Source organism: Branchiibius sp. NY16-3462-2 (assembly GCF_001594145.1).
Lineage (GTDB): Bacteria > Actinomycetota > Actinomycetes > Actinomycetales > Dermatophilaceae > Branchiibius.
The window spans coordinates 104,854-131,557 of sequence record NZ_LVCF01000007.1 but is presented as its reverse complement, the minus strand read 5'-3'; the positions used below and the strand labels follow the sequence as shown (position 1 = coordinate 131,557).

Here is a 26,704-nt window from a genome sequence, read left to right as displayed (position 1 = left end):
TCGTTCCCGAGCAAGCTCGACCGCCCGCTGACGAAACTCCGGGGACTTCGGTGCTGGCATCACAAGACTCCTCTCCCGAGACGATCATCGCCTCAGATCAGATGTCCGGGAAAGTGGGTACAGGTCACTCATCCCTAAACAACGGTGTCCCCGAGGAAACCCCCAGGGGCACCGAACAAACCCAGACCTACCGACTCGCCGACTACTTTCGTGCGGGTTCGAGTAAAGAGGTCTTGGTGCGGAAGGCGGGACTCGAACCCGCACGCCGGAGCACTGGTACCTAAAACCAGCGTGTCTGCCAATTCCACCACTTCCGCGCCCGCTTATCTTAGGTCGCGCCGACCGAGCCGAGGAAACGAGCGCCAGCGAGGCCCGGAGGCGAGGGCAGAGGCGCGACAGATGGCAGGTCGCGCCGACCGAGCCGAGGAAACGAGCGCTAGCGAGGCCCGGAGGGGAGGGCAGAGGCGCGACAGATGGCAGGTCGCGCCGACCGAGCCGAGGAAACGAGCGCTAGCGACGGTCGCTTCATGTCGAGTGGTGCCTCGCGGTCGACGCGAAGCCGACCGATCAGACGACCAGCGATCAGACGTCGAGCAGTTTGCGCAGCGACGCGACGTGTCCGGTGGCCTTCACGTTGTAATGCGCGACCTCGATGTTGCCCTTCTCATCGATCACGAAGGTCGAGCGGATCACGCCGGTGACGGTCTTGCCGTAAAGCTTCTTCTCGCCGTACGCGCCGTAGGCAGTCAGCACGCTCTTGTCCGGATCGGACAGGAGGGGATAGGTCAGCGACTCCTTCTCGGCGAACTTCGCCAGCTTGGCGACGGGGTCCGGCGAGAGGCCCACTACGGCGTACCCGGCGGCCTGCAGCGGGGCGATCGAGTCCCGGAAGTCGCACGCCTCCTTGGTGCACCCGGGTGTCATCGCCGCCGGGTAGCAGAACACGATCAGCTTGCGGCCGCGGAAGTCTGCCAGCGAGACCGTGGTGTCGTTCTGGTCCGCGAGCTGGAAATCGGGTGCTGCGTCGCCAACTTCGAGACGGGTCATTGCTGTCCTTCCGGATGCTGGGGTGAGGTCCTGCGTTATCGTCTCAGGCGAGTGAGACACGCAGGTGGCCCGTCCCCGGGATGCCGTCCGCAAAGGAGAACTGATGGCCAGCAACGCAGCACCGACCCAGGCCGAGCTCGAGGCGGAGATCGCCGCGACACGCGCTCGGTTGGCGGGCAACGTCGATCAGCTGACCAATCGGCTACAGCCCAAGGCGTTGCTGGCCAGTACGACGGACGCGGCCAAGGCGCGCGCCTTCGCCCAGGTGAGTGATTCCGACGGCAGCCTGGATCTGGAGAAGGTCGGCAAACTGGTCGGCGGCGTCTCTGCCGGCGTGCTGGCCCTCGGCGTACTGCGCCGCATCTTCCGCTGATCGCGGCATCTGTCGTGTCGGCTGGAGCCAGCACCGGGCTGCCGATCCGGATGCTGCACGACCGGCTGCTGATCAGCACCGAGAACGAGCCGGGGGAGCGCACTTCCGGTGGCGGGATCCTGATCCCGGCCACGGCGAGCGTCGGCAAGCGCCTGGCGTGGGGGAGTGTCGTGGCGATCGGTAGCCACGTGCGGCAGGTCGCGCTCGGCGATCGGGTGTTGTTCGACCCCGAGGACCGGGCCGAGGTCGAGATGGGTTCACGCACCTACCTACTGCTACGCGAGCGCGATCTGCACGCCGTGGCCAGTGAGCCCGAAGGCTCCGACCCAACCGGCCTATACCTCTGAGCTACGACCGCCCAGCACTTCATCACGCGCCGCGACGAAGGCCGCAACACAGGTGCGGATGTCGTCATCCGAATGGGCGGCTGACAGCTGAACCCGGATCCGTGCTTTGCCCTGCGGCACAACGGGATACGAGAAGGCGATCACGTAGACCCCGTGCGCGAGCATCGCGTCCGCGATCTGCCCCGCCTGCCGGGCGCCGTCCGGTCCGGGGAACATCACCGGTGTGATCGGGTGGCTGCCCGGCAGCAGATCGAACCCGGCGTCCGTCATCAACTCGCGGAACAGCTGGGTGTTGCGGGCCAGTTTCGTGCGCTGCTCCGGTGCCCGGGTCGCAGTCAGCAGTGCGGTGAGGGATCCGGCGACGACACTGGGCGCGACGGCGTTGGAGAAGAGGTAGGGCCGCGCACGCTGTCGCAGCAGGTCGACGATCTCCTGGTGCGCCGCGACGTACCCGCCGGATGCCCCGCCCAGGGCCTTGCCGAGCGTGCCCGTGACGATGTCCACGCGGTCGATCACGTCGAAGAGTTCCGGTGTGCCCCGGCCGTTCTCGCCGACGAAGCCAACGGCGTGCGAGTCATCGACCAGGACCATCGCGCCGAACTCCTCGGCCAGATCACAGATCTCGTCCAGCGGCGCGTAGTAGCCGTCCATCGAGAAGACCCCGTCGGTAACGACGACCATCCGGTGGGCGCCGGAGTCCTTCGCCGCCTCCAGTTGCGCCCGTAGATCGGCCATGTCGGCGTTCTTGTAGCGGTACCGCGCAGCCTTGCTCAACCGGATGCCATCGATCAGCGACGCGTGGTTCAACTCATCGGAGATGATGGCGTCACCGGCGCCGAACAGGACCTCGAACACGCCACCGTTGGCGTCGAAGCAGGAGGAGAACAAGATGGCGTCCTCGGTGCCGACCAATGCCGCGATCGCATGCTCCAGATCGCGGTGCTGGGCCTGGGTGCCGCAGATGAACCGCACGCTCGCCATCCCGAAGCCCCATTGGTCCAGCGCCTCGCGGGCCGATGCGATCACGTCCGGGTGATCGGCCAGGCCCAGGTAGTTGTTGGCGCAGAAGTTCAGTGCCGGGCCGGATTGCGTTGCGATGTGGGCGGATTGGGGCGTCGACAGTTCCCGCTCGTGTTTGGTGAGGCCGGCGTCGTCGATCTCGCGCAGGGTGGCGGCGAGTTCGTCCTTGATCAGATACATGGCTCCTCCTTCAGGACCAGTCCATGAGCACCTTGCCGCAGCGACCGGACCGGGCAGTGTCGAACGCTGCCTGCCAGTCCTCCGCGGGGAAGGTGTGGGTGATGACCGAACGTACGGCGTCCAGCAGGGTGCTCGAGGACTGCAGCAGAGCGCTCATCGCGTACCAGGTGTCGTACATCTCGCGGCCGTAGATGCCCCGGATGGTCAGCATCCGGGTGATGACCGGCCCCCAGTCGATGGCGTACTCACCGCTGGGCAGACCGAGCATCGCGATGCGGCCGCCGGAGTTCATATTGGCGATCATCTCGCGCACCGCGACGGGGTTGCCGGACATCTCCAGACCGATGTCGAAGCCCTCGCGCATGCCCAGGTCGCGCTGGACCTCGGCGATGCGGCGCTGCGAAACGTTGACCACGGCGTCAGCTCCCGCCTCACGAGCCAGATCCAGCCGGTAGTCGCTGACGTCGGTCACCACGACGTACCGGGCGCCGATGTGCTGGGCGATCGCGGCGGACATGACCCCGATCGGGCCGGCCCCGGTGATCAGGACGTCCTCTCCCGGCATCGGGAACGCCAGTGTCGTGTGGGTCGCGTTGCCCAGCGGATCGAAGACGGCGCACACGTCCAGGTCCAGGTCGGCCGGCTGGACCCACACGTTGCTCGCGGGGATCACCACGTAGTCGGCGAAGGCACCGTTGCGGTTGACGCCCACGCTGCTGGTGCGGATGCACAGTTGGCGGCGGCCGGCGCGGCAGTTGCGGCACTCGCCGCAGATGACGTGGCCCTCGCCCGAAACCCGTTGTCCCACAATGACATTGCTTACGTCGGCGCCGACCTCGACAACCTCGCCGCTGAACTCATGCCCGATGATCAACGGCGGGTGCACCGTCGCGGCGGCCCAGTCGTCCCACTGCTCCAGGTGGAGGTCGGTGCCGCACAGACCCGCGCGCAGGACCCGGATCTTGACCTCGTCAGGGCCTGGAACAGGCTCGGGAACCTCCTGCAACTGCAATCCTGGTCCTGCTGTTGTCTTCACCAACGCCCGCACATCCGCCAGTCTGCCTGATCCGGATCTCCCAGGAGTGGTTGAGTAACACCATGGCAGCAGAGACGACAGGGACCGACCAGCGTACGGCCCGCACCGCGGTTGGCAAGAGCTATCGACGTGACGTTCCTCTGGAATCGCATGCGAGCGTGCCGGCGCCCGCGGAGCGCGCCGATCCGGTCGGTCTGCTGGAGAAGCAGGCCGAGCAACGAGTGCCCTCCCTGGTGCCGATCCGCTACGGCCGGATGCTGGTGTCGCCGTTCACCTTCTACCGTGGCGCGGCGCTGATCATGGCCACAGATCTCGGCGCACTGCCGCGCACCGAGCTGACGACCCAGTTGTGCGGGGATGCCCACGTGTCGAACTTCGGGCTCTTCGCCTCTACCGAGCGGCGGCTCGTATTCGACCTGAACGACTTCGACGAGACGTTGCCCGGGCCGTTCGAGTGGGACGTGAAGCGGCTGGCGGCCAGCGTCGAACTGGCCGCGCGTGACAACGGCGTAAGCGAAAAGCGTCGTCGCACAATCCTGGTGGAGACTGTGCAGAACTACCGGGAGACGATGCGGCAGTTCGCCAAGGACAGCACGTTGAACGTGTGGTACGCGCGGTTTGACGTCGACGAGATGCTGGCCTCGGACAAGGGCTTGGAGAACAAGCGTGCTCATCAGACGGCGACCAAGCAGGCCGATAAGGCGCGCGGTCGCGACCGCACCCAGGCGTTGCGGAAGTTCACCACCGAGCAGGACGGCGTGGTGCGCATCGTGCATGACCCACCACTCGTCGTACCCATATCGGAAATGCCTGAGGTGTCCGACCCGCAGGCGATTCTCGACGAGGTCAACGGCCAACTGCGGACCTACCTGCAAACCCTCACCCCCGAACGCCGTCACGTACTCGACCAGTTCCGCGCGGTCGATGTGGCGCACAAAGTGGTCGGGGTGGGCAGCGTGGGCACCCGGGCGTGGATCGTGTTGATGGAGGGTGCGGCGCGCGACGACGCGTTCCTCCTGCAGGTGAAGGAAGCAGACGCCTCAGTCCTGGAGTCGGTGCTCGGACCGGCGGCGCAGGAGCAGAGCGGAGAGCGCGTCGTGCTCGGCCAACGCCTGATGCAGGTTGCCGGTGACCCGTTCCTGGGCTGGAAGCGGATGCCGGACCTCCTGGGCGCCGGTACGACCGTGGACTACTACGTGCGGCAGTTGCGGGACTGGAAGGGTTCGCTGCCCATCGATGAGATGACGCCCAAGGGTCTGGGCACCTACGGCAAAGCCTGCGCGTGGACGCTGGCGAGGGCGCACGCCCGCACCGGGGACCGGTTCGCCATCGCCGGCTACCTCGGCAAGGGCGCGGCGTTCGACCACGCGATCGCGGACTTCGCTGCGTCGTACGCCGATCTGAACGACAGCGACTATCACGCTCTGGAGGACGCCGTCAGCAGCGGACGAGTCCGCGCTCAGACCGGCGTCTGAGCCGCGAGCCGGCCGATTTCGGGTCTGGGGGTTTGCTTTGCTAAAGTCCTCAGACGTTGCGCCGTTAGCTCAATTGGCAGAGCAGCTGACTCTTAATCAGCGGGTTCGGGGTTCGAGTCCCTGACGGCGCACTTTTTCTTTGCCTCGGGACGGTGGCCGTGTTCGCCGTTCGGGTGGGGGCTCGCTCTAGGGTTGGGCCAACCCCAGCGAGCGGAGAGTTGCGATGAGTGCAGAGTCGCCGACGACGTACGTCGGCCCCTCCTCCACCTCGATCCTGGCGACCGCCAAGCGCGCGTTCGCCAAGTTCACCAAGGACGCCGGCACCGATGTGGCCGCTGGCCTGACCTACTACGCGGTGCTCGCGATCTTCCCGGCGTTGATCGCGTTGCTGTCGTTGATCGGGCTGTTCGCCGACCGCGAGTCGACCGTGAATTCGCTGATCAACATCGTTGCGGGAGTGGCCGGGAAATCCAGTAGCGATCCGTCGCTGGACGGGGTGCGCACGTTCCTGACCAACATCAACACCACGGGCGGCGCGGGTATCGCGTTGATCATCGGCATCGTGCTGGCCCTGTGGTCGGCCAGCGGGTACGTCAATGCCTTCTCCCGGTCGATGAACCGGGTCTGGGGCGTTCAGGAGGGGCGCCCGGTCTGGGTGCTGCGGCCCATGATGCTGCTCATCACGATCGCCATCACGGTGATGCTTCTGCTGGTGGTGATCGCCCTGGTCACCTCCGGCAGCATCGCTGCGGCGATCGGCCGCGAGCTGGGAATCTCGACCGCGACGGTGACGCTGTGGAACATCGCCAAATGGCCAGTCGTGCTCATCCTGATCGTGCTGGTGATCGGTCTGCTCTACTGGGGCACGCCCAACGTCGTGCAACCCGCTCGGCGGGTCGCCTCCTGGGGCGCCGGATGCGCCCTGCTGATCTGTCTGATCGCCACCGCCGGGCTGCTGATCTATCTGGCCCTCACCGCTGGCGCCAGCTACTACAAGACGTACGGCGCCTTCGCGACCTCGATCATCTTCCTGCTGTGGTTGTGGCTGATGAACGTCGGTCTGCTGCTCGGCGCGGAGATCGATGCTGAGATCGCGCGGGACCGCCAGCTACGGGCGGGCGTGGCCGCGGAGTCTGACCTGCCGGTGACCCTGCGCTCGGAGAAGCAATTGAAGAAGACCACCGAGAAGCAGTCGAAGCTCGAGGCCGAGTCAGCACGGATCCGCGACGAGGCGCGGGCCGAGGCATCGACGTCGGGCGACGACCACACCTGACTCAATACCCCTAGGGGGTATAACGTGGACGGTATGGACACGGACGAGCACACGCACTCCGGCCACCACGCTGGCGATATGGACCATATGGACCACATGGGTCATGGCGGGCACGGCGATCACGTCGCGATGTTCCGACGGCTCTTCTGGATCATGGTGCTGCTGGCGATCCCAACTGTCCTGTGCAGCAACATGTTTGCCGATCTGCTGGGCTATTCGTTGCCGGATGCCGCGTGGATTCGCTGGGTCTCACCGGTCCTGGGCACGGTCATGTATTTCTGGGGTGGCCGGCCGTTCCTGACCGGCGCGCTGGGGGAGATCCGCTCCCGCAAGCCGGGGATGATGCTGCTCATCTCCCTGGCGCTCACGATGGCGCTGGTCTCCTCGTGGGGATCCACGCTGCACCTGCTCAGCCACGACCTGGACTTCTGGTGGGAGCTGGCGCTCCTGGTCGTGATCATGCTGCTGGGCCACTGGATCGAGATGCGTTCCCTGGCCCAGACCAGCTCCGCTCTGGATTCCCTGGCCGCGCTGCTACCGGACGAGGCAGAGAAGGTCGAGGGCGACCACATCGTCAACGTCGCCCCGGCCGAGCTGCAGGTCGGTGACGTCGTCGTGGTGCGGCCGGGTGCGTCGGTCCCCGCTGACGGGCAGGTTGTCGATGGCTCGGCCCACGTGGACGAATCGATGGTCACGGGGGAGTCGGCCGCCGTACGCCGATCGGTGGGCGACCGGGTCGTGGCCGGGACCGTGGCGACCGATTCGGGCCTTCGGGTGCGGGTCACCGCAACCGGCAGCGACACCGCGTTGGCCGGTATCCAGCAACTGGTCGCGGACGCACAGGCGTCCTCATCCCGCGCCCAGCGCCTCGCGGACCGGGCCGCGGGCTGGTTGTTCTGGTATGCGGTGGGCGCAGGTGTGATCACAGCCATCGTGTGGACCGTGCTGGGCCACCCCGACGAGGCGGTCGTGCGCACGATCACGGTGCTGGTCATCGCCTGTCCGCACGCCCTGGGCCTGGCGATCCCCCTGGTGGTGTCCATCGCCACGGAGCGGGCCGCCCGCGCGGGCGTTCTGATCAAGGACCGCCTCGCGCTGGAGACCATGCGGACGGTCGACACGGTGCTGTTCGACAAGACCGGCACGCTGACCAGGGGTGAACCCGCAGTCACCGCCGTCGAACCCGCCCCCGGCTGGTCGGCTGATGATGCTCTCGCACTCGCCGCGGCCGCAGAGACCGACAGCGAGCATCCGTTGGCGAAGGCCATCGTGCGGACCGCCCAAGAGCGCAAGCTGACGGTGCCGCAGGCCAGCAACTTCAGCTCCGAGCCGGCCACCGGTGTCCGTGCCGACGTGAGTGAGCGGGTCGTGGAGGTCGGCGGACCGGCCCTACTCGAAGCCCGTGGGCTGGACGAGTTGCCCGTTGCGCGGGACTGGCACGCTGACGGGGCGATCGTCCTGCACGTCGTGGCTGACGGTGAGGTCATCGCCGCCCTGCAGCTGGCCGATGAGATCCGACCGGAGTCGCGGCAGGCCGTGGATGCGCTGCACAAGAGGGGGATTCGGGTCGTCATGATCACCGGCGACGCGGCCGCCGTCGCGAACTCCGTCGGCAGCCAGTTGGGCATCGACCGGGTCTACGCGCAGGTGCGCCCGGAGGACAAGGCCCACCGGGTCGCCGAGTTGCAGCAGGAGGGACGCACCGTGGCGATGGTCGGTGACGGGGTCAACGATGCCCCCGCGCTGGCGCAGGCCGACGTCGGGATCGCGATCGGGGCCGGGACCGATGTCGCCATCGCGTCCGCGGGTGTGATTCTCGCCTCGTCCGACCCGCGCTCGGTGCTGTCGGTCATCGAACTCTCGCACGCGACGTACCGCAAGATGCAGCAGAACCTCTGGTGGGCGGCGGGATACAACCTGCTCGCAGTGCCGTTGGCGGCCGGGGTGCTGGCACCCGTCGGATTCATCCTGCCCATGAGCGTCGGCGCCATCCTGATGTCCGTCTCGACGGTCGTCGTCGCGCTCAACGCGCAACTGCTGCGTCGCATCGACCTGGACCCGGCCCGGCTCGCCGCGAGATGACGAAGCGCCGCCCTCGAGAGGAGGGCGGCGCCGCTGGGGTGAGTGACGGGGCTCGAACCCGCGACATCCGCGACCACAACGCGACGCTCTACCAGCTGAGCTACACCCACCATGTGCCTGCTCGGTGAAGCAGGCAGCGCGGACTATCGTACCTGCCCGCCGGAGTGCTCCTGACCACCGTCCCGCTCTGTGGCGCTCGCAGGTACGCCGAACTGCTGGGCCAGCGCGCGCGCTGAGTTGGTGTCCGGTCCGGGAGGCGGCACGAACACGGCTTCGCGGTAGTACCGCAGTTCGGCGATCGACTCCGTGATGTCCGCCAGGGCACGGTGGCCGCCGTGTTTGGTCGGCGCGGCGAAGTAACTGCGCGGGTACCAGCGACGTGACAACTCTTTGATCGAGGAGACGTCGATGACCCGGTAATGCAACTGTCGGGTCACCTGCGGCATATCGCGGACCAGGAAGGCGCGGTCGGTGCCGATGGTGTTGCCGGCGAGCGGCCACTTGCCCGGCTCCGGCGCGAACTGCCGCAGATGCTCCATGACCTGCTCCTCGGCCTCGGCCAGCGGGATGCCGTCGTCGAGTTCGTCCAGCAGGCCGCTGTCGGTGTGCATGGCCCGGACGAATTCGCCCATCTGCGCCAGTGCCTGCGCCGGAGGGCGGATCACGATGTCCAGACCCGGGCCGACCGGTTCCAGGTAGAAGTCCGTGACCTGCACCGCGATCTCGATCAACGCGTCCGCGGCCAGATCCAGTCCGGTCATCTCACAGTCGATCCACACGATCCGGTCGGTCGCGGCGCGGTCAGTGGGCACATCACCACGATAGGGCCCCTAAGGTGGCGGCCGTGGATCATCACCTCGCGAACGTCCTGCGCCCGCCGGCATCGGTGCGCCGCAACGTGCTCATCCGCCGGATCCTGTTGTGGTCGGTGGTCGCGGTTCTCATCGGTGCGTGCGGTGTGACCATCCTGTCGTTGATCAATGCCCAATCTGGCGCCACGGCAACCGCTTTGGGCATCGTGCTGTCGGCGGTGGTCGTGGGGATCGTGGTGCCCGCCTTCTTGTGGGTCGACCGCCTCGAGCGTGAACCGATCCACCTGCTGCTGTTCGCCTTCAGCTGGGGTGCCTGCGTCGCGACACTGGGGGCCGCCTTCCTCAACGACGCCGGCGGCTACCTGCTCGGCGCCACCAGCGATGACAACAGCGTTGTGGCAGTCTTCGTGGCACCGGTCGTGGAGGAGACGCTGAAAGGCGCTCCCGTGCTGCTGATCTGGCTGTTTGCCCGGCGGGAGCTGGACGGGATCGTCGATGGCATCGTTTACGCCGGGTTGTCGGCGGCCGGGTTCGCGATGATCGAGGACGTCATCTACCTGTCCAACGGGTACGCCGAGCAGGGCGACGCCGGGTTGTTCCACACTTTCTTCGTGCGGGTGATCATGAGCCCGTTCGTGCACCCGATGTTCACCATCTGCACCGGGGTCGGCATCGGGATCGCGGCGACCGCCCGCACGTGGGGTCCGCGCATCTTCGCACCGTTGATCGGCTGGCTGTGCGCGGTCGGGCTGCACGCCCTCTGGAACGCCGGTGCCGTCCTGGCCGAGAGCGGCTGGCTGGCGTTCTACATCTTCCTGCAGGTGCCGCTGTTCGCCGGCTTCGTAGCGATCCTCGTTGCCGCGCGGCACTCAGAGGCGCACACCATCAGAGTCAACCTCACGCCGTACGTCGATCAGGGCTGGCTGTCCACGCCGGAGGTGCGGATGCTCAGCTCCGTGCGGGAGCGGCAGTACGCGCGGGCGTGGGCCAAGTCGCACGGTGCGGAACGTGAGATGCGCGAATTTCAGGACGCTGCAAGCGAACTGGCGATGCACCGCGCTCGGATCGAGCGCGGTGCCACCGATGCGAAGACGCTCCGTGAGGAGCGCGCCCTGTTGGACCTGGTCACCCAGCGTCGCCAGCAGTTCTTGGGTACGGCGTTGTACCGCTGGCCGGAACTGGCCGCCTGACGCGCTACTGGGTGACCGTCGTCGCGGCCGGGATCGGGCTCTCCTTGCGGATCTCCTGACGGGCAACCGTTTCGCGGTGCACCGCGTCCGGGCCGTCGGCGATCTGCAGGACCCGCGCCCACGAGTAGAAGTAGGCCAGCGGCGTCACGTCACTGACGCCGGCGCCACCGAAGACCTGGATGGCGCGGTCGATCACGGCCGTGGCCACTGCCGGCGCGGCAACCTTGATCTGGGCCACCTCGCTGCGGGCGTTGCGTGCGCCGCCCTGGTCGATCAGCCACGCGCACTTGTAGACCAGCAGGCGCGCCGAATCGATCTCGATCCGCGAGTCGGCGATGTACTCGCGCACGACACCCTGCTCGATCAGCGGTTTGCCGAAGGCCACGCGGTTCTTGGCCCGCTCGACCATGAGCGCCAGGGCCCGCTCGGCCATCCCGATCGCGCGCATCGCGTGGTGGATCCGGCCGGGACCCAGGCGCGCCTGCGCGATGGCGAAACCTTCGCCCTCACCGGCGATGATGTTGCTGACCGGGACGCGGACGTCGTTGTACTCGATCAGCGAATGTCCGTGCTGGTCCTGGTATCCGAAGACCGGCAGGTGCCGCACGATGTTCAGGCCGGGGGCGTCGCGCGGGACCAGCACCATGGACTGCTGGCGGTGGGCTGCTGCTGACGGGTCGGTCTTGCCCATGGTGATGAAGATCTGGCACCGCTCGTCCGCGGCGCCGGAGATCCACCACTTGCGGCCGTTGATGACGTATTCATCGCCGTCGCGCACGATCGAGGTCTCGATGTTGGTCGCGTCGGAACTGGCCACATCGGGCTCGGTCATGGCGAAGGCCGACCGGATCGTGCCGTCCAGCAACGGCTCCAGCCACTGCTTCTTCTGCTCATCGGTGCCGAAGAGCTCCAGGACCTCCATGTTGCCGGTGTCCGGCGCCTGGCAGTTGATCGCCTCAGGGGCGATGACCGGCGACCAGCCGGAGATCTCGGCGATGGAGGCGTACTCGAGGTTGGTGATGCCGGAGACACTGGGAAGGAAGAGATTCCAGAGGCCGCGCTCGCGGGCCTTCTTCTTCAACTCCTCCACGACGGGCGGGTGAGAGTGCTGGCCGTGATCGACCCGCCACTGGTCATAGACCGGCTCGGCCGGGATGACGTCCTCGCGCATGAACTCCCACATCGAATCGCACAGTTCCTGTGCCTTCGGGGATAACGCGAAATCCATTGCTACTCCTTGTGTTTCATTGGTTGCTGCGCAAACGATCAAGGCCGCGTTCGGCGACGATGCGCACGGTCTCGGAGAGGTCCCCGAAGTCCTGGCCGCCCATCACGCCGGCTTTGACCCGGACGTCGATGCCCTGGGCGATCGCCGCTGACTTGAAGTGGGCGAACGCCTCATAGAACGGCAGGTGACTGATATCGCGACCGCTCACCTCGGCGTACCGGTCGCGTAGTTCGGCGCGGGTGGGGAAGCCGGGCTGGTCGACCACGGTCGGGGTCAGCGCCGACTGGCCGTCACCGGGCTCGACCCAGTAGAACAGCAGCAGTCCGAGGTCACTCAGCGGGTCGCCGATCGTGGACATCTCCCAGTCCAGGACGGCAGCAACCCGGCCCGGGTCGGTGGCGTCCATGACGCAGTTGTCCAGCCGGAAGTCGCCGTGCACGATCGTGGAATCGCTCTGCGGCGGAAGGGCTTCGGCCAGAAGGGCGCGCAGTTCCTCCACCGGGTGGTCGGTGCTGGCACGCGTGGCTTCCCACTGCTTGCCCCACCGCGCCAGCTGGCGCTCCATGTAACCATCGGGCCGGCCGTGGTTGTCCAGACCCACGGCCTGGTAATCCACCGCGTGCAAAGCCGCGAGCGTGTCGATGAGCGCCATTCCCATCTGGTGGCGCTCGGCTTCGGTGGTTGCGTAACCGTCGGGCAGTTGGTCGCGGATCACATGTCCCGCAACGCGATTCATCACGTAGAACGGATAGCCGAGCAGGTCGCCCTCATCGTCCAGGACGATGGTGGGCACCGGGATGGGCGTCGGCGCGAGTGCCCGTTGCACCCGCACCTCCCGACCCATGTCGTGCGCGGTGGCCAGCACGTTCCCCGACGGTGGCCGCCGGAAGACCAGTTCGCCGGCCGGACTGGTCAGCAGGTAGGTCAGGTTGGATTTGCCGCCGGAGATCAACGAGGGCGACGGCTGCGCCCAGCGCTCGTCACCAGTAGCGGTGACCAGCGCCGGACCCAGCGTGTCGACGTCAACAAGTGCATCAGCCATTGGTGTCGCGCAACTCCCGTCGCAGAATCTTGCCCGTCACCGTCTTGGGGAGTTCGTCCAGGATCCGCACCTCGCGTGGATATTTGTAGGCCGCCATCTGGGACTTGGCGAACTCCACGAGCTCCTCAGGTGTGACCTCCTCGCCGTCCGTGAGAGACACGAACGCGCGCACGGTCTCGCCGCGGTACTCATCCGGGACGCCGACCACTGCCGCCTCGCGGACCGCGGGGTGGGTGTAGAGCACGTCCTCGACCTCCCGCGGCCACACCTTGTAACCGGCCGCATTGATCATGTCCTTCTTGCGGTCGACGACGAAGTACCAACCGTCCTCGTTCATGAATCCCACGTCACCCGTGCGCAATTCGCCGTCCGGCAAGGAGCTGGCGGTTGCCTCCGGCTTCTGCCAGTACCCCGCCACCACCTGGGGGCCGCTGGTCGCGAACTCGCCGACCTCACCGGGTGCGACCTCGTTGCCCTCGTCGTCGATCACCCGCACCACGGTGTTGTAGACGGGTACGCCGACCGACAGTGCACCGGAGGTCGGGTCCACGGGGGCCCGGACCCCGAGGGGTACGGCGTGTGAGGGCGACGTCGTCTCGGTCAGGCCGTAAACGTTGTGGATGTAGGCGCCGAAGATCTTCTCCAGCCGGTCGGCCATCGCGGGTGCGATCGGTGCGCCACCGGAGTAGAGGGTCCGCAGCGAGGCGAAGTCCTCCGGGGTCGCGCCCGGTGCGTTCGACAAGGCGAGGAACGCAGTGATCGCGGCGACCGTGAAGACCGGCTGGTGCTCGCGGATCGCATCCAGCGCGACCCCCGGCTCGAACCGGTGGAACAAGACCAGGGGAGCAGGCAGCAGCAACGCGGTCATCACCCCGGCGACCAGGCCGGTGATGTGGAACAGCGGGGCGATGGCAATGACCGGCTCGCCGGCCTTCAGGTGGATCCAGTCGCGATAGGTCTGGGCGTTGAACGCAAGATTCGCGTGCGTGTTGATCGCACCCTTGGGCTGACCGGTGGTGCCGGAGGTGTAGGTCAGCACGGCCAGGTCGTCGGCGCTCAGACCCGGATCGGGTACGTCGTGTCCGGCGTACCGCTCGACCAGCGAGTCCAGGTCCAGAGTTCCCTCGGGCGTGTGCTTGACCGTGCCACCCAGGACCCGTTCGTCATTCCGGCTCTGATGGTCCAGTGCCGAGCAGGTGATCACGACGCGGACTGTGCTGTCCGGTACGCCGATCACCTCCTTGGCGACCTGGTCGTACAGATCGTCCAGGCACACCAGGGCGACGGCTCCGGAGTCGCCCAGGAGGTAGGACAGTTCCCGTTGTTTGTTCATCGGGTTGATGGCGACGGCGGCGCAGCCGGCCTTCCACGTCCCGATCAGCGCGATGACGAAGGCCGGGTCGTTCTGCAGGTACAGGCCCACCCGGTCTCCACGCTGGAGGTTCTGGTCGAGCAGCGCGGCCGCGAACGCCGTACTGGCAGCGTCGAGTTCGGCGAACGTGATCGACTGGTCGAAGTAGCGGATGGCGTCCATCTGCGGCTGGGTCGCGACAGCGGCCCGGAAGATGTCCAACCCGGTGGCGTAGTCCGGGGTGATGTCCCCTGGCTGTCCCGCTTCGTAGCGGGACAGCCAGGGACGCTCGGTGTAGGTGGTCATCGGCTACTTGATGACCAGGGGGTTGACGGGGGAGCCGGCCGCCTTCGCAACGTTGAGCGGAGCGGCGGTGTACAGGAAGGTGTAGCGGCCGTCGGCGGCGCAGTCGTCCGCCAGGCGCTCCAGATCCGCAATCTCGGTCAGCGTCACGCCCAGGTTGCGCATCAGCGCACTGTGCAGGACGAGAGCCACGCCGTTGTTGGGGTCGGTGGTGACCTCGTTGGCGATGGTGTCGGTGACCAGGTTCGGAATCTCCATGTCCTGGAACCACTGCACCAACTCGGGGGAGTAGACCAGGCCCGGCTCGTTGAAGCCCTCGTAGAACGACTCGCCCTCGTCGAAGAACAACTGCAGGAAGTTGGTCCGGATGATCAGGATGTCGCGCGGCTGGATCTCGGTGCCCTGGGCCTTGGCGCAGGCGATCAGGTCCTCGTGGGTGAAGGTCTCGCCCTTGTCGAGAGTCTTCTTCCCGCGGAAGCGGGCCATGTCCAGCAGGATGCCGCGACCGGCCACCCCGCGCTCGGCGATCGGCGCGACGCTGGCCTTGTCCAGGCCGCCGACCGTGGTGCGGGCGTCGTAGCCGTTCCAGATCTGCCCGTCGTACCACAGGTGCCCGAGGGCGTCGTACTGCGTGGAGCCCTGCAGGAAGGCGTTGATCTTGTCGTCCGCGTAGTGCAGCCCGCCCGGGTAGTCCGGTGCGTCGTCGCCGTCCCAGCTGGACTCATCGAGGATCTGGGTGCGCTCGGCGGGGGTGCGCCCGGGCCAGACCGGGTCACCCTTGGGGTCGCCGATCTGCCGCTGCAAGGTGATGACCTTGCCGTCCTTGACCTCGGCGACGCCGCGCAGTACCTCGGCGGTGCCGAGGTAGTTCAGGGCGCCGACCTCGTCGTTGTCGCCCCACTTGCCCCAGTTCGTCGGTGCATCGGCGAGGAGTTCGGTGAGCTGGGGGACGGACTGGGGTGCCTGCGTCATTGCGTGCCTCCATTGGCAAGTCGTGAACGTCTCACTCGGCCAGTCAATCACCAAATTGTGAACAGGGTGAGTGATCGTTCGGTTTGTTCAGGTGTGATTAGTGTCACGACACTTCGGGCGTATTGTCAACGGATGTAGCCAATCGTCTTCTCAGAGTCGTATGTTGTTCATTGTGACTGAACAGAACGGCTCCGACGTCGTCATGGCGGCGGCACCGTCCGGTGTCGGCCCGGCGATCCGGCGTGCGCGTCGCAGCGCCGGTCTGTCACTGCGCGCCCTGGCTGCTCAGTTGGGCGTCAGCCCCGCCACCATGAGCGCGCTGGAGAACGATCTGACGCCGGTGACCGTTCAGCGGCTGATCGCCATCGCTGATGCTCTGGGGGTCGACCCGGCGGGGATCGTGGCCGACGCCGGACCCGATCCGGTGGAGTCCCCTGACCGCACCTTCTCGGTGGTGTCTTCGGGGCGCGGCTTCGATGACTGGCGGCACTTCGGGCCACTCGCGTTCGACCCCGTGCTGGCTGCTGCCATCCGGGTCTTCATGCGCACCGGGTATCACGGGGCGACGATGCGGATGATCGCGCTGGAGGCCGGGATGAGTGTGGCCGGTGTCTATCACCACTACGACAGCAAGTACGCACTGCTGGTCGCCGGTCTCGATCGCACGATGGCCGAGTTGCGGCCACGGGTCGAGGCGGCCAGGGACAGTGGTGCTGACCCGGTGGAGCGGTTCAGCAACATCGTCGAGGCGCTCGCGCTCTTCCACACCTATTACGGGGAGCTCGCGCTGATCGGTGCCAGTGAGATGCGTAGCCTCGATCCGGTGCAACGGGTGCGGATTGCCGCATTGCGCAACGAGATTCAGTACCTGATGGACGAACAGGTCCAGCAGGCAAGGAAACTCGGGCTGTTGAAGGCACAGGACTGGCACGACGCCGGCCGGGCCGTCTCCACGATGTGCACGTCCCTGCCGCAATGGTTCAAGCTGGGCGGAGCCTCCAGCCCGGAGCAGATCGCGCAGGAGTACGCCAGGTTCGCCCTGGGGATGATGCAGTACGACGCGACGGCTCACGCGGCGTACCGGGCGAAAAACTCTCAACCAGAAGGAGATTGACGTGCAGGTGGAAGGTTCGGTCGCGATCGTGACGGGCGCTGGCGGCGGCATCGGCGCTGCCCTGGTCAAGGAGTTGGTGACCCGGGGCGCCCGGGTGGTGGCCACTGACCTCAACCCCGACGCACTGGCCACGGCGCTGCCTTCGTCGGACGCGGTGCGCACGTTGCCGGGGGATGCCGCTAGCACCAACGACATCCGAGCTTCCATCGATATTGCCGAGCGGGAGTTCGGCCCGGTGGATCTGTACGCCGCCAATGCCGGCGTCCTGCGTGGGTTCGAGCCGGACGTGCAGCCGACCGACTGGGACGTGTCGTGGCGCGTCAACGTGATGGCTCATGTGAAGGCAGCGGAGTTGCTGCTGCCGGGTTGGCTCGAGCGGGGCAGCGGGCACTTCCTGTCGACCGCCTCCGCAGCGGGTTTGCTCACCCAACTGGGCAGCCCGACGTACTCGGTCACCAAACACGCAGCGGTGGCGTACGCCGAGTGGCTGGCCGCGACGTACGGCGACCGGGGCGTCGGGGTCACCTGCCTGTGCCCGATGGGGGTGGACACCGCGATGGTCCGCGACGGGCTCGCCTCGGATGACCCGGTGGTGCAGGCGGGTACGGCGGCCGTGACGTCCGCGGGAGACGTGCTCAGCCCGGAAGTCGTTGCCCGAGAAGCAATCCGCGGGGTGATCGAAGGCGGCTTCCTGGTGCTGCCACACCCCGAGGTCGCGACCTACCGCGAGCGCAAGACCGCCGACATCGACCGCTGGATCGCCGGAATGCAGCGCTACCGACGCGCTCTGGAAACCCGGTCGTGACGAACGTTCTGCGGATGAGCGCCTTCGCCGATGGCGAGGACGGCGGCAACCCGGCAGGTGTCGTACTCGATGCTGCCGACTTGAGCGACGACCAGATGCTGCGTATCGCCCAGGAGGTCGGCTACTCAGAGACTGCATTCGTCGGGGCGGTGGTGGACGAACCGTCCGGCCGTCGTTACAACGTGCGGTACTGGTCTCCGGCCGCTGAGGTTCCGTTCTGTGGACACGCGTCGGTGGCGACCGCGGTGGCCCTGGCCGAACGCGACGGGGTGGGTGGTCTGACGTTGGCCACGCAAGCGGGCGACGTGGCGATCGACACGAAGCGGGACGACCACGGCGCCATCCAGGTCGCCATGACCAGTGTGCGGCCCGAAATCCGGGACCTCGACCCCGTGGCGCTGGACTCGTTGTTGGACCTGTTGGGGCTGGTTCCGGCCGACCTCGACCCGCGGTTCCCGCCGCGAGAGTCCTTCGCCGGCAACTGGCACCCGGTGCTGGTGCTGGCTGACCGCGAGATCTTCAACCAGTTCCGGTTCGCCCCGAAACCCGTGGCCGAGTTGATGATCCGGCAGGGCTGGACCGGCACGATCACCGTTCTGCGAGAGGTAGGACGCAACGACTTCGAGGGACGAAACATCTTCCCGGTCGGGCGGATCACCGAAGACCCCGCGACGGGGTCCGCAGCGGCGTCCGTCGGGGCGTATCTGCGCAGCATCGGCTACACATCGCCAGAGTCGGCCATCACCATCCACCAAGGCAGCCACGTCGGTCGACCGAGTCTGCTCACCGTCACCGTGCCGGACGCAGGCGGCATCACCGTGGCAGGCAGCGCCACGCTGCTGTGAGCGGTCAGGAATGCGCCTTGGCCACGGTCAGTAACACCACGGAGTCCTCCACCGCGGTCAACGAGTGACGCGACAGCGGAATGTTCAGGTGGTCGCCGGTCGCGCCATCCCAACTGGTGTCGGCTGTGCTGAGCCGGACCCGGCCGGACAGGACCAGCAGGGTGGCTTCGCCCGGGCTGTCATGCTCGTCGAGTGCGCTCGTGGCCGTCAGTGCCAGAAGCGTCTGGCGCAGCGTGTGCTCGTGGCCTCCGTAGACGGTCCGCGCGCTGCGGCCGTTGCGGGCAGCCCTGGCGTCGTCCATCAACTCACGGCCAAGAGCGGTCAGTGACCTCTTCTCCACGGTGATCTCCTTCATCTGCGATGAGCTGTCGCAACTCCAACGCTGTGTCCGAAGGCGCCCCCGGCAGGACTCGAACCTGCGACCTAGGGATTAGAAGGCCCTTGCTCTATCCAGCTGAGCTACGGGGGCTGGGCGCGTTCAGTGTAGAAGGCGCGGTCAGGAGAAGAGGGTCTCGCCCACGTAGTGTCCGGTGGCCGGTGCGGGTGGCACCGCGAACAGGCCGGAGCCGATGTGCGAGATGTACTCGTTCAGCCGATCGGAGGAGCCCAGCTTCTTCTGCAAGGTGATGAAGTGCGCCGGGTCGTTCATGTAGGCGATGAACAGCAGGCCGGCATCCAACTGGCCGAACTGGTTGATGCCGTCGGTGTAGTTGTAACCGCGGCGCAGGATCTTGGTGCCGCCGTTGTTCTCCGGTGCGGACAGGGCGACATGCGACGTCGCGGGGATGGCGAGTCCACCGACGTCGCCGGCCTTGTGGAAGTCAGGAGTGTCGAACTCCTTGGAACCCGACAGCGGTGCGCCCTCGTCCTTGGTGCGTCCGAAGACGTGCTGCTGGTCGCTGACCGGGTCGGCATCCCAGATCTCGATGTCCATCTCGATCTTGCGCACGACCTGATAGGTGCCGCCGTCGAGCCATTTCTGATCGGCGCCTGCGATGGTGACGAATTTCGTGCGGTCGGCGTCCTGCGTGATGTTGCGGGTGCCGTCCTTGAACCCCATCAGGTTGCGGGGGGTGTACTGACTGGCCCCAGCGGAGGCGCGGCCGAATCCCATCACGCTCCAATGGGTTTCGGCGGTACCCCGCACCATCCGTGCCAGGTTGCGGATCGCGTGGTAGGCGACCTGTGGGTCGTCAGCGCAGGCCTGCAGGGATAGATCGCCACCGGTGAGCGCTGGCTGCAGGGAGTCCGAGGGCAGGTCCGGCAGATCGGTGAGCAACGCCGGCCGCTTGTCCTTCAGACCGAAACGGTCGTCGAACAGTGAGGGCCCGAGCCCGATCGTGACGGTCAGGCTGGCGGGGTCGAGGTTCAACGCCTCACCGGTGTCCGGTGCCACCGCTCCCGCCCGGGTGGGTTCGACAGCACCGATCGACTTGCCCTGGGTCAGTTGCGCGATCGCCGCCGACCAGCGGGCGAGCAGCGTCTGCAGGTCAGTGGCCGTGGTCCCCGCGACCATCGTGAACGTCATGAAGAGCGCATGCCGCTGCGGGGGAGTGAAGATTCCGGCCTGGACCCCGGATCCGTAGAACGGATGAGACTGCGACAGGTCGACCATGTCACGGTCGACTTCCTTATCGGACTCCGCGGCCGTGCTGGGGCGCCCGGTCATGGCCCACGCGCTGCCGCCGGCCGCCAGCGCGCCGACCGCCGCACCACCGGCGGCGCCCTGCACCAACCGGCGGCGCGACAGGCCGCGGTCCTCACCCGAGGTGTTCTGCGGGTCAGGGGTGTTGCTGCTCATAGTTCCATTTTCCCACTACGCAAGTAGTGCTCCGGCCACCATTACTGCGCGGTGGCGACCTTCTCGGCGATGCGGGACAGCGGGTCCTGCAGGGCTTGGACGGCCTTGCTCAACGCGGCGGCATCGGTCGCGCGCAACTCCGGTGTCCACGCCTTGTAGCCGCCGAGGGCGCTGTCGTCGCGGTACTTCTCCAGGGCCGTTTCGACGTTCTTGAACTGGGTGGCCACTTGCGCGGAAAGCGTCGGGTCGATCTTGTCCAGACCCGGCTTGAGGTAGGCGAACGCCTGCTGCGCACCCTCCACGTTCGCGGCGAAATCGACCAGGTCGAGGTGGCTGTAGGACTCCTCCTCACCCTTGATCTTGTTGCTCTGTACCTCTTCCAAGAGGCTCGCGGCGCCGTTGGCCAGATCCTCCGGCTTGTAGGTCAGCGACTTGGCCAGACCCGCGAGGGTGCCGACGTTCTTCTGCAGGTCCGCGGCGTACGTCTTGGTCTGGTCGGTGATCTTGCCGTTCTGCCACAGATCGCGCTCGATGGCGTGGAAGCCGGACCACCCGACGGCCGGGTCAAGGTTCGATGCGCGCATGTCGATCAGGTAGTCCAGGTTGAACTTGTTGTCCGTCGCGTCCTTGCCCGGCAGCACGAAGCCCTCGACGTCGGACTCGATCTTTTCGTAGAAGGGCCGGGCCTTGGCGTAGGCCTCCTTGGCCTTCGCCACGTCACCGGAGTCGACGGCGGTCTTGAGGTTGCCGACGGCCACGACCATGTCGGCGAGGGTGTTGGCGACGTAGGTTCCGTAGCCCTTGGCGCCATCGGCCAGCAGCTGCTGGGTCGTGCTCGCGCCCGTGCTGGCGGCGGTTCCGGTGACCGTGAACGTGCGGTTCTCCGTCGTGGCACCCGGGCAGTAGATCTGGTACTGCCCGCCGGTGAGGGTCAACGTGAAGTTGGTCGCGGCCAGTCCGGGTGCCAGGTTCTCCTTCTCCCCGAGGATCCGCTCCTGGCTGAGGAGCTCGACCTCGCTGATCCCGGGCGCGCTCTCGTTCTTGACGGTGAAGGTGACCGGGCCGGCGGCCGCGGTCGTGTGATCGACCGAGCAGTCGTTGTCCTTCAACGTGATCGCGACCTGCGCCGCGCCGTTCTTCACCGGGGCTCCGGTCGCGGCGCCCGAGGTTGCCGTGGAACCGGCAGCGCTGGACCCAGCGCCGGCCGAGGTGCCGGAGCCGCACGCGGCCAGAGCGGTGCACAGCGCGGCACCGGCCACAGCAACGGTCGCTGAACGGGGGAACGAGGACATGCGTCTACTCCTTGGTGATGACAGCGGACGGTGCTGTCGGTTGTTCGTCACGGTGTGCCGACCGGCACGCCCACGGGGGATTGGGAGGGAAGAATCGCGTCGGTCCGCCGGGACCGCCACGCGGCCGCCAGCAATGCCGCGGCGCTCAGCAGGAGCACGCCGGGGACGACCCAGCGCCAGAACCGGCGCTCGGCCTGCGCCGACGCGAAGTCGTTGAGTGCACTGGTGGCGGTCGCTACGTACGTCGGAGACACCGACCAGGTGTCGCCCGGCAGGCTGATCGTGCGGGCGGTGCTCAACCCGCCGCCGCTCACGGTTGCGACGATCTGCCGGTTGTTGGCCGCGTCCAGCAAGTGGTCCTGCGCGGAGTAGACCGTCACCGATCCGGTGCGGCTCTCCCGCACCGTGAACGGTCCCGGGTTGCGTTCGGCCACGACACCCACGGGCAGTCGCCCACCGTTCAGTTGCGCCAACTCGCTGAGGCTGACCGTGCGCGTGCTGACCTGCTCGTCGCTGCCGCCGGTCAGGAGGGTGGCCGGGATGCCCTGGTGGGTGCGCTGGCCGGCCGGGGTGAGAGCCAGGGTGCTCGTCGTGGCGTCGATCTGGGTGTGAAGGGTGTGTCCGGTCAGTGCCGCGCTGCCGATCGTCTGCCCGTCAGACCCCACGATGGGCGCCGATGCGGGCAGGCTGACGGTCGGCGTACGCACCCCGATCATCAGCGCGACGGCGACCAGCGCGCACGCGGCGGCGACCGCCACCTTGATCCGGCGGCTAGCTGCGGCGCCAGGGCGACGGGACTGCGGCCAGAAGATGATGAGCAGCATGGGTACGACGTACGCCACCCAGGCAAGCACCTCGATGATGCGGGGGTCGGCCGGGATCCCCAGCACCCCGGTGAGTACGGCGCCCCGCACCGACCCGGTCGGCGCCAGCCAGCCGAGGTCCACCGTGCGCTGCTGCGCCGCGTTCAGCCACCCGGCCTCGTGAGCCGTACGCAGCGCGGAGACCAGCAGCCCGGCAGCGACCAGGACCAGGAAGACGCTGGTGTATTTGAAGAACTTCGCGAGGTTCAGCTTCACGCCGCCGGTGTAGAGCCCGTAGCCGAGCACGACGGCCGCGGCGATTCCGAGCACGGCGCCGGCCGCGGCGAACCAGGTGTTGCTGGCCGCGGAAAAGGTGGCCAGCAGGAAGACGGAGGTCTCGAAGCCCTCTTTCAGGACCGCGAGGAAGGCCATGAGCACCAACGCGCGCGACGTGCCGGAGGCCAGGGCGTCGCTGGCGGCGGTCTCCAACTCGCGCTTCATGCCGCGGGCATGTTTGGCCATCCACAGGATCATCGTGGTGACCAGCACCACCGCGATCGCGTTGATGATCGATTCCATGCCCTCTTGTGCCGCCTGCGGCAGGCTGCCCTCGATCACGCTCAGGACAACACCGACCACAATGCTCAGGGTGACGGCTGCCGCAACGCCGATCCACATCGGCCGCAACGGCTGGCCGTTGCGCTTGAGGAACGTGGCCACGATGCTGACGATGAGCGCCGCCTCGAGCCCCTCACGGAGCCCGATGATGAACGTTGCCAACACGTCGACCTGACTCCTACCGTTCTTGTTATGAGGGTTGCCTAACCGATCTGAGGTTAGCCGTACCTGACTGCGGGCGTCCAATGAACCCGCCAACTCGTGTTGAGTTGGTCCGAGGGCCCGCGACGGGGGATGCTTGGGCCGTGAACGACGCGCCCGCCTCCACATTGCTGGAGTCATTGGTCGGCCTGCGTCGTGCTATCGCCGAGGTCCGGTTGCCGTTGCAGATCGACGGCGTCCAGGAGGCGCGTCGGCAGTGCGAGGAACTGACCGCGCAACTCGACGACTACCTGATCCCTCGGGCCAGCTCCCTGGACGCTCCGTTGCTGGCCGTCGTCGGCGGCTCGACGGGCGCTGGCAAGTCGACCCTGGTCAACTCGATCCTCGGCCACCAGGTCACCGCGGCCGGCGTACTGCGCCCCACGACCCGGGCCTCGACGCTGATCCATCACCCCGGTGACATCGACTGGTTCTCCGGGACCCGGGTGCTGCCCGGCCTGGCGCGCACGACCGGCGGATCGGGTGAGTCGGCGGACCCGCGCACGGTGCGCCTGGTGTCGGACGACTCGCTGCCGCAGGGGCTGGCCATCCTGGACGCGCCCGATATCGACTCCGTGGTGGAAGCCAACCGCGACCTGGCCCGGCAGTTGCTCGGTGCCGCTGATCTGTGGATCTTCGTGACCACCGCTGCCCGTTATGCGGATGCTGTGCCCTGGCAGCTGCTGCATCAGGCCGTTGCGCGCGGCACCTCGGTTGCCGTGGTGCTCAACCGGGTTCCCAGTGGAGCGATGGCCGAGGTGCGGGCCGACCTGGCCGGGATGCTGCGCGATAACGGTCTGGGCCAATCACCGATCTTCGCCGTCGGTGAAGTACCGCTGGTCGACGGATTGCTGCCCGCCTCGGAGATCTCCCGGATCCAGAGCTGGTTGCAGTCACTGGCCGCCGATGCCTTCGCGCGCAACGTGGTGATCCGGCGAACCCTTGATGGTGCACTGGATTCGCTCGCCGGCCGGGTCGACCAGTTGGATGCGGCGCTCGGCGCCCAGGAGGCGGCAACGGTGAGTTTGCGCGGGGCCGTGGACTCGGCGTACGACGACGCATTGACCCACGTCGGGGACGGGATGCGGGACGGGACGCTGCTGCGCGGCGAGGTGCTCGCGCGCTGGCAGGAGTTCGTCGGAACGGGTGAGCTCCTACGGCAACTCGATGCCGGCGTCAGCCGGATGCGCGACCGGGTGGGTGGATTCCTGAAAGGGCAGTCTGCACCCGCGGCCACCGAGCAGTTGGGCGAGGCGTTGCAGGACGGCGTCGCCGCTCTCATTCTTTCCGGGGGCACCTCGGCGCCGGCCACGGCCGTGCGTGCGTGGCGCCTGATTCCGGGTGGCGCGCCCCTGGCTGACGCCAACCCCGCCCTGGCCCACCCCTCCGAGCAGTTCACGGCAGCGGCCCAGCGTCTGGTGCGCGACTGGCAGAACGGCCTGCTGGACCTGGTGCGGTCGCAGGCCGGTAACAAGCGCATGACGGCCCGGTTCCTGGCCTTCGGTGTCAACGGCATCGCGGTCCTGTTGATGCTGGTGACCTTCTCCGCCACGGCCGGGCTGACCGGTGCCGAAGTGGGTATCGCCGGTGGGTCGGCGGTCGTGGCCCAACGGCTGCTGGAGGCGGTCTTCGGCGACCAGGCGGTGCGCAACCTGTCCGAGATGGCCCGTAAGGATCTGCTGGAGCGGGTCGAGGCGCTCTACGACAGCGAGGCGGCCCGGCTGGAAGCCGTCGTCCAGGACGAGGACATCGCCACCGTGCGTCACGACCTCACCGCAGCGACCAAGGCGGTGCACGCAAGCCGATGAGTAGGACTGAAGAACTGGACCGGTCCGGTGTCGCCGCGATCGATGACGGCGAGGTGCGGGGCCGGGGGGACGCGCTGCGCAAGGCGGTCAGTGCCAGTGCCGGGATCCTGCCCGATGCTGACCTCGACACCGCGCGCAAGGTTTTGGAGAAGGTGGGTCAACGGACCGCCATCGGTGGCTCGCGCACCGTCGTCGCGCTCGCAGGAGCAACCGGCAGCGGGAAGTCGTCGTTGTTCAATGCCCTTGCTGCAGAGCCGGTTTCGCGTATCGGTGCCCGCCGTCCGACGACCTCGCGGCCCAGTGCGGCGGTGTGGGGAGACGATGCCGCCGGGCCGCTGCTGGACTGGTTGGGGGTGGCCACGCGTCACCAAGTCCCGGCCGATGACCGGTACGCGGACCTGCTGGACGGGCTGGTGCTGCTGGACCTGCCGGACTTCGACTCCCGGGTGCCGGCCCATCGCCGTGAGGCCGACCGGGTGCTGGAGCGCGCGGACGTCTTCGTCTGGGTCACCGATCCCCAGAAGTACGCCGATGCGCTGCTGCACGACGAGTATGTGCGCACCCTGGCCGCCCGCCGGGCGCACACGCTGGCCGTCCTGAACCAGGTCGATCGACTGGATGCCGACAGCGCCGCGGCGTGTGCCGAGGATCTGAGCCGGTTGCTGGCCTCGGACGGCATCGAGTCCGTGGAGGTCGTGCAGACCTCGGCCGTCGAGGGCCGGGGGGTCGATGACCTCGCGGCACGGATCGGTGCGGTGGTCCAGGAGCACAACGCCGCCGAACGTCGGTTGGTCGGTGACCTTGCGAGCGCGGCGACGCGGCTGCAGCCCCTGGTCGGGTCGCGGGAGCCGGAGTTGTCCGCGGGCTCCTCGGAGTTGGTGGGCGCCCTGTCCAAAGCCGCCGGAGTGCCTGCGGTGGTGGATGCGGTACGCCGCGACTACCGCCGCGAAGCCAGCAAATCCGGTGGTTGGCCGCTAACCCGGTGGGCCGCGCGGTTGCGGCGCTCGCCGCTGGACCGGCTGCACCTGCAGGACGTGGTGTCCGAACGGATCGGCCGTAGCGAGGCCAAGCGGCTGCTGGGTCGTACGTCGCTGCCCGAGCCGACCGCGGCCGCGAGAGCCGAGGTGGACCTGGCTGCGCATCATCTGGTCGACGAAGCGAGCGCGGGTCTGCCCGCCGTGTGGGCGAATCGGATTGCCGACGTGGCGGATCCGCGGTCGGCCGACCTGCGGGATGCGTTGGACCAGGCCGTGCTGGCAACCGACATCAGTGCCCGTCGTCCGAAATGGTGGGGTGTCGTGTCGGCGATCCAGTGGGTCGCCTTCGCGGCGCTCGTCGTGGGAGTGCTCTGGCTCGTGGCCGCGGGGGTGCTGGGCATGCTGAACCTGAGCATCGGCGTACCGCGATGGTTGGGTGTGCCGGCCCCGTTCTGGTTGGTCGGCGGCGGTGCGCTGGCCGGAGTGGTGACCGCCATGCTGTCGCGTTGGTTGGCCGGTATCGGCGCCCGGCGGCGTGCCGCGGCCGTTGACCGTCGCCTGCGGGGTGCGATCGAACAGGTCGCGCAGAAGCAGGTCCTGGACCCGGTCCAGGAGGTCCTGGACACCCATCGCACGGTGCGCGAGAACCTCGCCCGGGCGGCGCGCGAGTAACTCGCCGTACGCACAATCCACAGGCCCTGGCGCGTTA

Annotated in this window: 23 protein-coding genes and 4 tRNA genes; 12 read left to right on the top strand and 15 right to left on the bottom strand. The window is 67.5% G+C overall.

Translation table 11 applies throughout. The annotated features are described in order from the left end of the window. Positions 1-234: 234 nt before the first annotated feature. A tRNA-Leu gene (locus AZH51_RS05065) sits at positions 235-317 on the bottom strand. Positions 318-582: 265 nt separating this feature from the next. After that, positions 583-1,047 (bottom strand): thioredoxin-dependent thiol peroxidase, encoded by a 465-nt coding sequence (gene bcp, locus AZH51_RS05060; RefSeq protein WP_291521980.1) that lies wholly within the window; start codon positions 1,045-1,047, stop codon positions 583-585. A gap of 103 nt (positions 1,048-1,150) precedes the next feature. Here bcp and AZH51_RS05055 point away from each other — a divergent pair, with 103 nt between their 5' ends. Then, positions 1,151-1,420 (top strand): DUF3618 domain-containing protein, encoded by a 270-nt coding sequence (locus AZH51_RS05055; RefSeq protein ID WP_291521978.1) that lies wholly within the window; start codon positions 1,151-1,153, stop codon positions 1,418-1,420. Between the two features lie 50 nt (positions 1,421-1,470). Continuing rightward, the gene (locus AZH51_RS05050) at positions 1,471-1,767 is read left to right on the top strand and encodes a co-chaperone GroES (RefSeq protein ID WP_109688371.1); all 297 of its coding nucleotides are present in this window, start codon (positions 1,471-1,473) and stop codon (positions 1,765-1,767) included. On the opposite strand, the gene AZH51_RS05045 is transcribed toward AZH51_RS05050, so the two are convergent. Together AZH51_RS05045 and tdh are read right to left on the bottom strand one after the other, a co-directional pair. Next, positions 1,756-2,967 (bottom strand): glycine C-acetyltransferase, encoded by a 1,212-nt coding sequence (locus AZH51_RS05045; protein ID WP_291521976.1) that lies wholly within the window; start codon positions 2,965-2,967, stop codon positions 1,756-1,758. The genes AZH51_RS05050 and AZH51_RS05045 overlap by 12 nt on opposite strands. Positions 2,968-2,977: 10 nt before the next feature. Then, positions 2,978-4,015, bottom strand: a complete 1,038-nt coding sequence (tdh, locus tag AZH51_RS05040; protein ID WP_291521974.1) for an L-threonine 3-dehydrogenase — start codon at positions 4,013-4,015, stop codon at positions 2,978-2,980. Between the two features lie 146 nt (positions 4,016-4,161). On the opposite strand from tdh, the gene AZH51_RS05035 reads away from it, so the two are divergent. From AZH51_RS05035 to AZH51_RS05020, 4 genes are all read left to right on the top strand, one after another. Continuing rightward, positions 4,162-5,478: a DUF2252 domain-containing protein gene (locus tag AZH51_RS05035; protein WP_291521972.1), complete on the top strand. Its 1,317-nt coding sequence runs from the start codon at positions 4,162-4,164 to the stop codon at positions 5,476-5,478. Between the two features lie 58 nt (positions 5,479-5,536). Further along, positions 5,537-5,609 (top strand) — tRNA-Lys (locus AZH51_RS05030). A 92-nt stretch (positions 5,610-5,701) separates the two neighbouring features. Then, positions 5,702-6,751: a YhjD/YihY/BrkB family envelope integrity protein gene (locus AZH51_RS05025; protein WP_291521971.1), complete on the top strand. Its 1,050-nt coding sequence runs from the start codon at positions 5,702-5,704 to the stop codon at positions 6,749-6,751. A 33-nt stretch (positions 6,752-6,784) separates the two neighbouring features. Further along, positions 6,785-8,833: a heavy metal translocating P-type ATPase gene (locus AZH51_RS05020; protein WP_291521969.1), complete on the top strand. Its 2,049-nt coding sequence runs from the start codon at positions 6,785-6,787 to the stop codon at positions 8,831-8,833. Between the two features lie 34 nt (positions 8,834-8,867). Here the strand turns inward: AZH51_RS05020 and AZH51_RS05015 are convergent. Both AZH51_RS05015 and orn read right to left on the bottom strand, forming a co-directional pair. Continuing rightward, positions 8,868-8,943, bottom strand: a tRNA-His gene (locus tag AZH51_RS05015). Positions 8,944-8,976: 33 nt separating this feature from the next. Beyond that, entirely contained in the window at positions 8,977-9,645 is a 669-nt protein-coding gene (gene orn, locus AZH51_RS05010; protein ID WP_291521967.1) for an oligoribonuclease, read from the bottom strand. Positions 9,646-9,677: 32 nt separating this feature from the next. On the opposite strand from orn, the gene AZH51_RS05005 reads away from it, so the two are divergent. Continuing rightward, complete coding sequence (locus AZH51_RS05005) at positions 9,678-10,835, top strand: PrsW family intramembrane metalloprotease (protein ID WP_291521966.1); 1,158 nt, start codon at positions 9,678-9,680, stop codon at positions 10,833-10,835. 4 nt (positions 10,836-10,839) lie between these two features. Here the strand turns inward: AZH51_RS05005 and AZH51_RS05000 are convergent, their stop codons facing one another. Genes AZH51_RS05000 through AZH51_RS04985 form a run of 4 tightly spaced genes read right to left on the bottom strand, consistent with a single transcriptional unit; the run spans position 10,840 to position 15,731 of the window. Beyond that, entirely contained in the window at positions 10,840-12,063 is a 1,224-nt protein-coding gene (locus AZH51_RS05000; RefSeq protein WP_291521964.1) for an acyl-CoA dehydrogenase family protein, read from the bottom strand. 16 nt (positions 12,064-12,079) lie between these two features. Continuing rightward, positions 12,080-13,105 (bottom strand): phosphotransferase family protein, encoded by a 1,026-nt coding sequence (locus AZH51_RS04995; RefSeq protein WP_291521962.1) that lies wholly within the window; start codon positions 13,103-13,105, stop codon positions 12,080-12,082. After that, complete coding sequence (locus AZH51_RS04990) at positions 13,098-14,762, bottom strand: AMP-binding protein (RefSeq protein ID WP_291521960.1); 1,665 nt, start codon at positions 14,760-14,762, stop codon at positions 13,098-13,100. Before AZH51_RS04990 ends, AZH51_RS04995 begins: the two co-directional genes overlap by 8 nt. A gap of 3 nt (positions 14,763-14,765) precedes the next feature. Further along, a complete protein-coding gene (locus tag AZH51_RS04985; RefSeq protein WP_291521958.1) occupies positions 14,766-15,731 on the bottom strand; it encodes a cyclase family protein in 966 nt (321 codons plus the stop codon). 172 nt (positions 15,732-15,903) lie between these two features. Between AZH51_RS04985 and AZH51_RS04980 the strand changes: the two genes are divergently transcribed. Genes AZH51_RS04980 through AZH51_RS04970 form a run of 3 tightly spaced genes read left to right on the top strand, consistent with a single transcriptional unit; the run spans position 15,904 to position 18,495 of the window. Continuing rightward, positions 15,904-16,845 (top strand): TetR family transcriptional regulator, encoded by a 942-nt coding sequence (locus tag AZH51_RS04980; protein WP_291521956.1) that lies wholly within the window; start codon positions 15,904-15,906, stop codon positions 16,843-16,845. Between the two features lies 1 nt (position 16,846). Continuing rightward, complete coding sequence (locus AZH51_RS04975; RefSeq protein WP_291521954.1) at positions 16,847-17,650, top strand: SDR family oxidoreductase; 804 nt, start codon at positions 16,847-16,849, stop codon at positions 17,648-17,650. Positions 17,651-17,664: 14 nt separating this feature from the next. Continuing rightward, positions 17,665-18,495, top strand: a complete 831-nt coding sequence (locus AZH51_RS04970) for a PhzF family phenazine biosynthesis protein (protein WP_291521952.1) — start codon at positions 17,665-17,667, stop codon at positions 18,493-18,495. 4 nt (positions 18,496-18,499) lie between these two features. Here AZH51_RS04970 and AZH51_RS04965 read toward each other — a convergent pair whose 3' ends face one another. From AZH51_RS04965 to efeU, 5 genes are all read right to left on the bottom strand, one after another. Next, complete coding sequence (locus AZH51_RS04965; RefSeq protein ID WP_291521950.1) at positions 18,500-18,850, bottom strand: cupin domain-containing protein; 351 nt, start codon at positions 18,848-18,850, stop codon at positions 18,500-18,502. Positions 18,851-18,890: 40 nt separating this feature from the next. Continuing rightward, positions 18,891-18,964: transfer RNA gene (locus tag AZH51_RS04960), tRNA-Arg, on the bottom strand. 27 nt (positions 18,965-18,991) lie between these two features. Next, the gene (efeB, locus tag AZH51_RS04955; RefSeq protein ID WP_291521948.1) at positions 18,992-20,296 is read right to left on the bottom strand and encodes an iron uptake transporter deferrochelatase/peroxidase subunit; all 1,305 of its coding nucleotides are present in this window, start codon (positions 20,294-20,296) and stop codon (positions 18,992-18,994) included. 41 nt (positions 20,297-20,337) lie between these two features. Then, positions 20,338-21,588 carry an iron uptake system protein EfeO gene (efeO, locus tag AZH51_RS04950; protein WP_291521946.1) on the bottom strand — a complete coding sequence of 417 codons (1,251 nt, stop codon included), beginning with the start codon at positions 21,586-21,588 and terminating at the stop codon, positions 20,338-20,340. A 47-nt stretch (positions 21,589-21,635) separates the two neighbouring features. After that, the gene (gene efeU / locus AZH51_RS04945; protein WP_291521944.1) at positions 21,636-23,171 is read right to left on the bottom strand and encodes an iron uptake transporter permease EfeU; all 1,536 of its coding nucleotides are present in this window, start codon (positions 23,169-23,171) and stop codon (positions 21,636-21,638) included. Between the two features lie 143 nt (positions 23,172-23,314). Here efeU and AZH51_RS04940 point away from each other — a divergent pair, with 143 nt between their 5' ends. Further along, positions 23,315-25,018 (top strand): dynamin family protein, encoded by a 1,704-nt coding sequence (locus AZH51_RS04940; RefSeq protein WP_291521942.1) that lies wholly within the window; start codon positions 23,315-23,317, stop codon positions 25,016-25,018. Next, a complete protein-coding gene (locus AZH51_RS04935) occupies positions 25,015-26,667 on the top strand; it encodes a GTPase (RefSeq protein WP_291521940.1) in 1,653 nt (550 codons plus the stop codon). The genes AZH51_RS04940 and AZH51_RS04935 overlap by 4 nt, the downstream gene beginning before the upstream one ends. The last annotated feature ends 37 nt before the right edge of the window (positions 26,668-26,704 follow it).

Excerpts from the sequence above, each read along its gene's own strand:
- bcp (WP_291521980.1), bottom strand. The coding sequence starts at position 1,047 with ATGACCCGTCTCGAAGTTGGCGACGCAGCACCCGATTTCCAGCTCGCG.
- AZH51_RS05055 (WP_291521978.1), top strand. The coding sequence starts at position 1,151 with ATGGCCAGCAACGCAGCACCGACCCAGGCCGAGCTCGAGGCGGAGATC.
- AZH51_RS05050 (WP_109688371.1), top strand. The coding sequence starts at position 1,471 with ATGCTGCACGACCGGCTGCTGATCAGCACCGAGAACGAGCCGGGGGAG.
- AZH51_RS05045 (WP_291521976.1), bottom strand. The coding sequence starts at position 2,967 with ATGTATCTGATCAAGGACGAACTCGCCGCCACCCTGCGCGAGATCGAC.
- AZH51_RS05025 (WP_291521971.1), top strand. The coding sequence starts at position 5,702 with ATGAGTGCAGAGTCGCCGACGACGTACGTCGGCCCCTCCTCCACCTCG.
- AZH51_RS05020 (WP_291521969.1), top strand. The coding sequence starts at position 6,785 with ATGGACACGGACGAGCACACGCACTCCGGCCACCACGCTGGCGATATG.
- AZH51_RS05000 (WP_291521964.1), bottom strand. The coding sequence starts at position 12,063 with ATGGATTTCGCGTTATCCCCGAAGGCACAGGAACTGTGCGATTCGATG.
- AZH51_RS04995 (WP_291521962.1), bottom strand. The coding sequence starts at position 13,105 with ATGGCTGATGCACTTGTTGACGTCGACACGCTGGGTCCGGCGCTGGTC.
- AZH51_RS04990 (WP_291521960.1), bottom strand. The coding sequence starts at position 14,762 with ATGACCACCTACACCGAGCGTCCCTGGCTGTCCCGCTACGAAGCGGGA.
- AZH51_RS04985 (WP_291521958.1), bottom strand. The coding sequence starts at position 15,731 with ATGACGCAGGCACCCCAGTCCGTCCCCCAGCTCACCGAACTCCTCGCC.
- AZH51_RS04970 (WP_291521952.1), top strand. The coding sequence starts at position 17,665 with ATGAGCGCCTTCGCCGATGGCGAGGACGGCGGCAACCCGGCAGGTGTC.
- AZH51_RS04965 (WP_291521950.1), bottom strand. The coding sequence starts at position 18,850 with ATGAAGGAGATCACCGTGGAGAAGAGGTCACTGACCGCTCTTGGCCGT.
- efeB (WP_291521948.1), bottom strand. The coding sequence starts at position 20,296 with ATGAGCAGCAACACCCCTGACCCGCAGAACACCTCGGGTGAGGACCGC.
- efeO (WP_291521946.1), bottom strand. The coding sequence starts at position 21,588 with ATGTCCTCGTTCCCCCGTTCAGCGACCGTTGCTGTGGCCGGTGCCGCG.
- AZH51_RS04935 (WP_291521940.1), top strand. The coding sequence starts at position 25,015 with ATGAGTAGGACTGAAGAACTGGACCGGTCCGGTGTCGCCGCGATCGAT.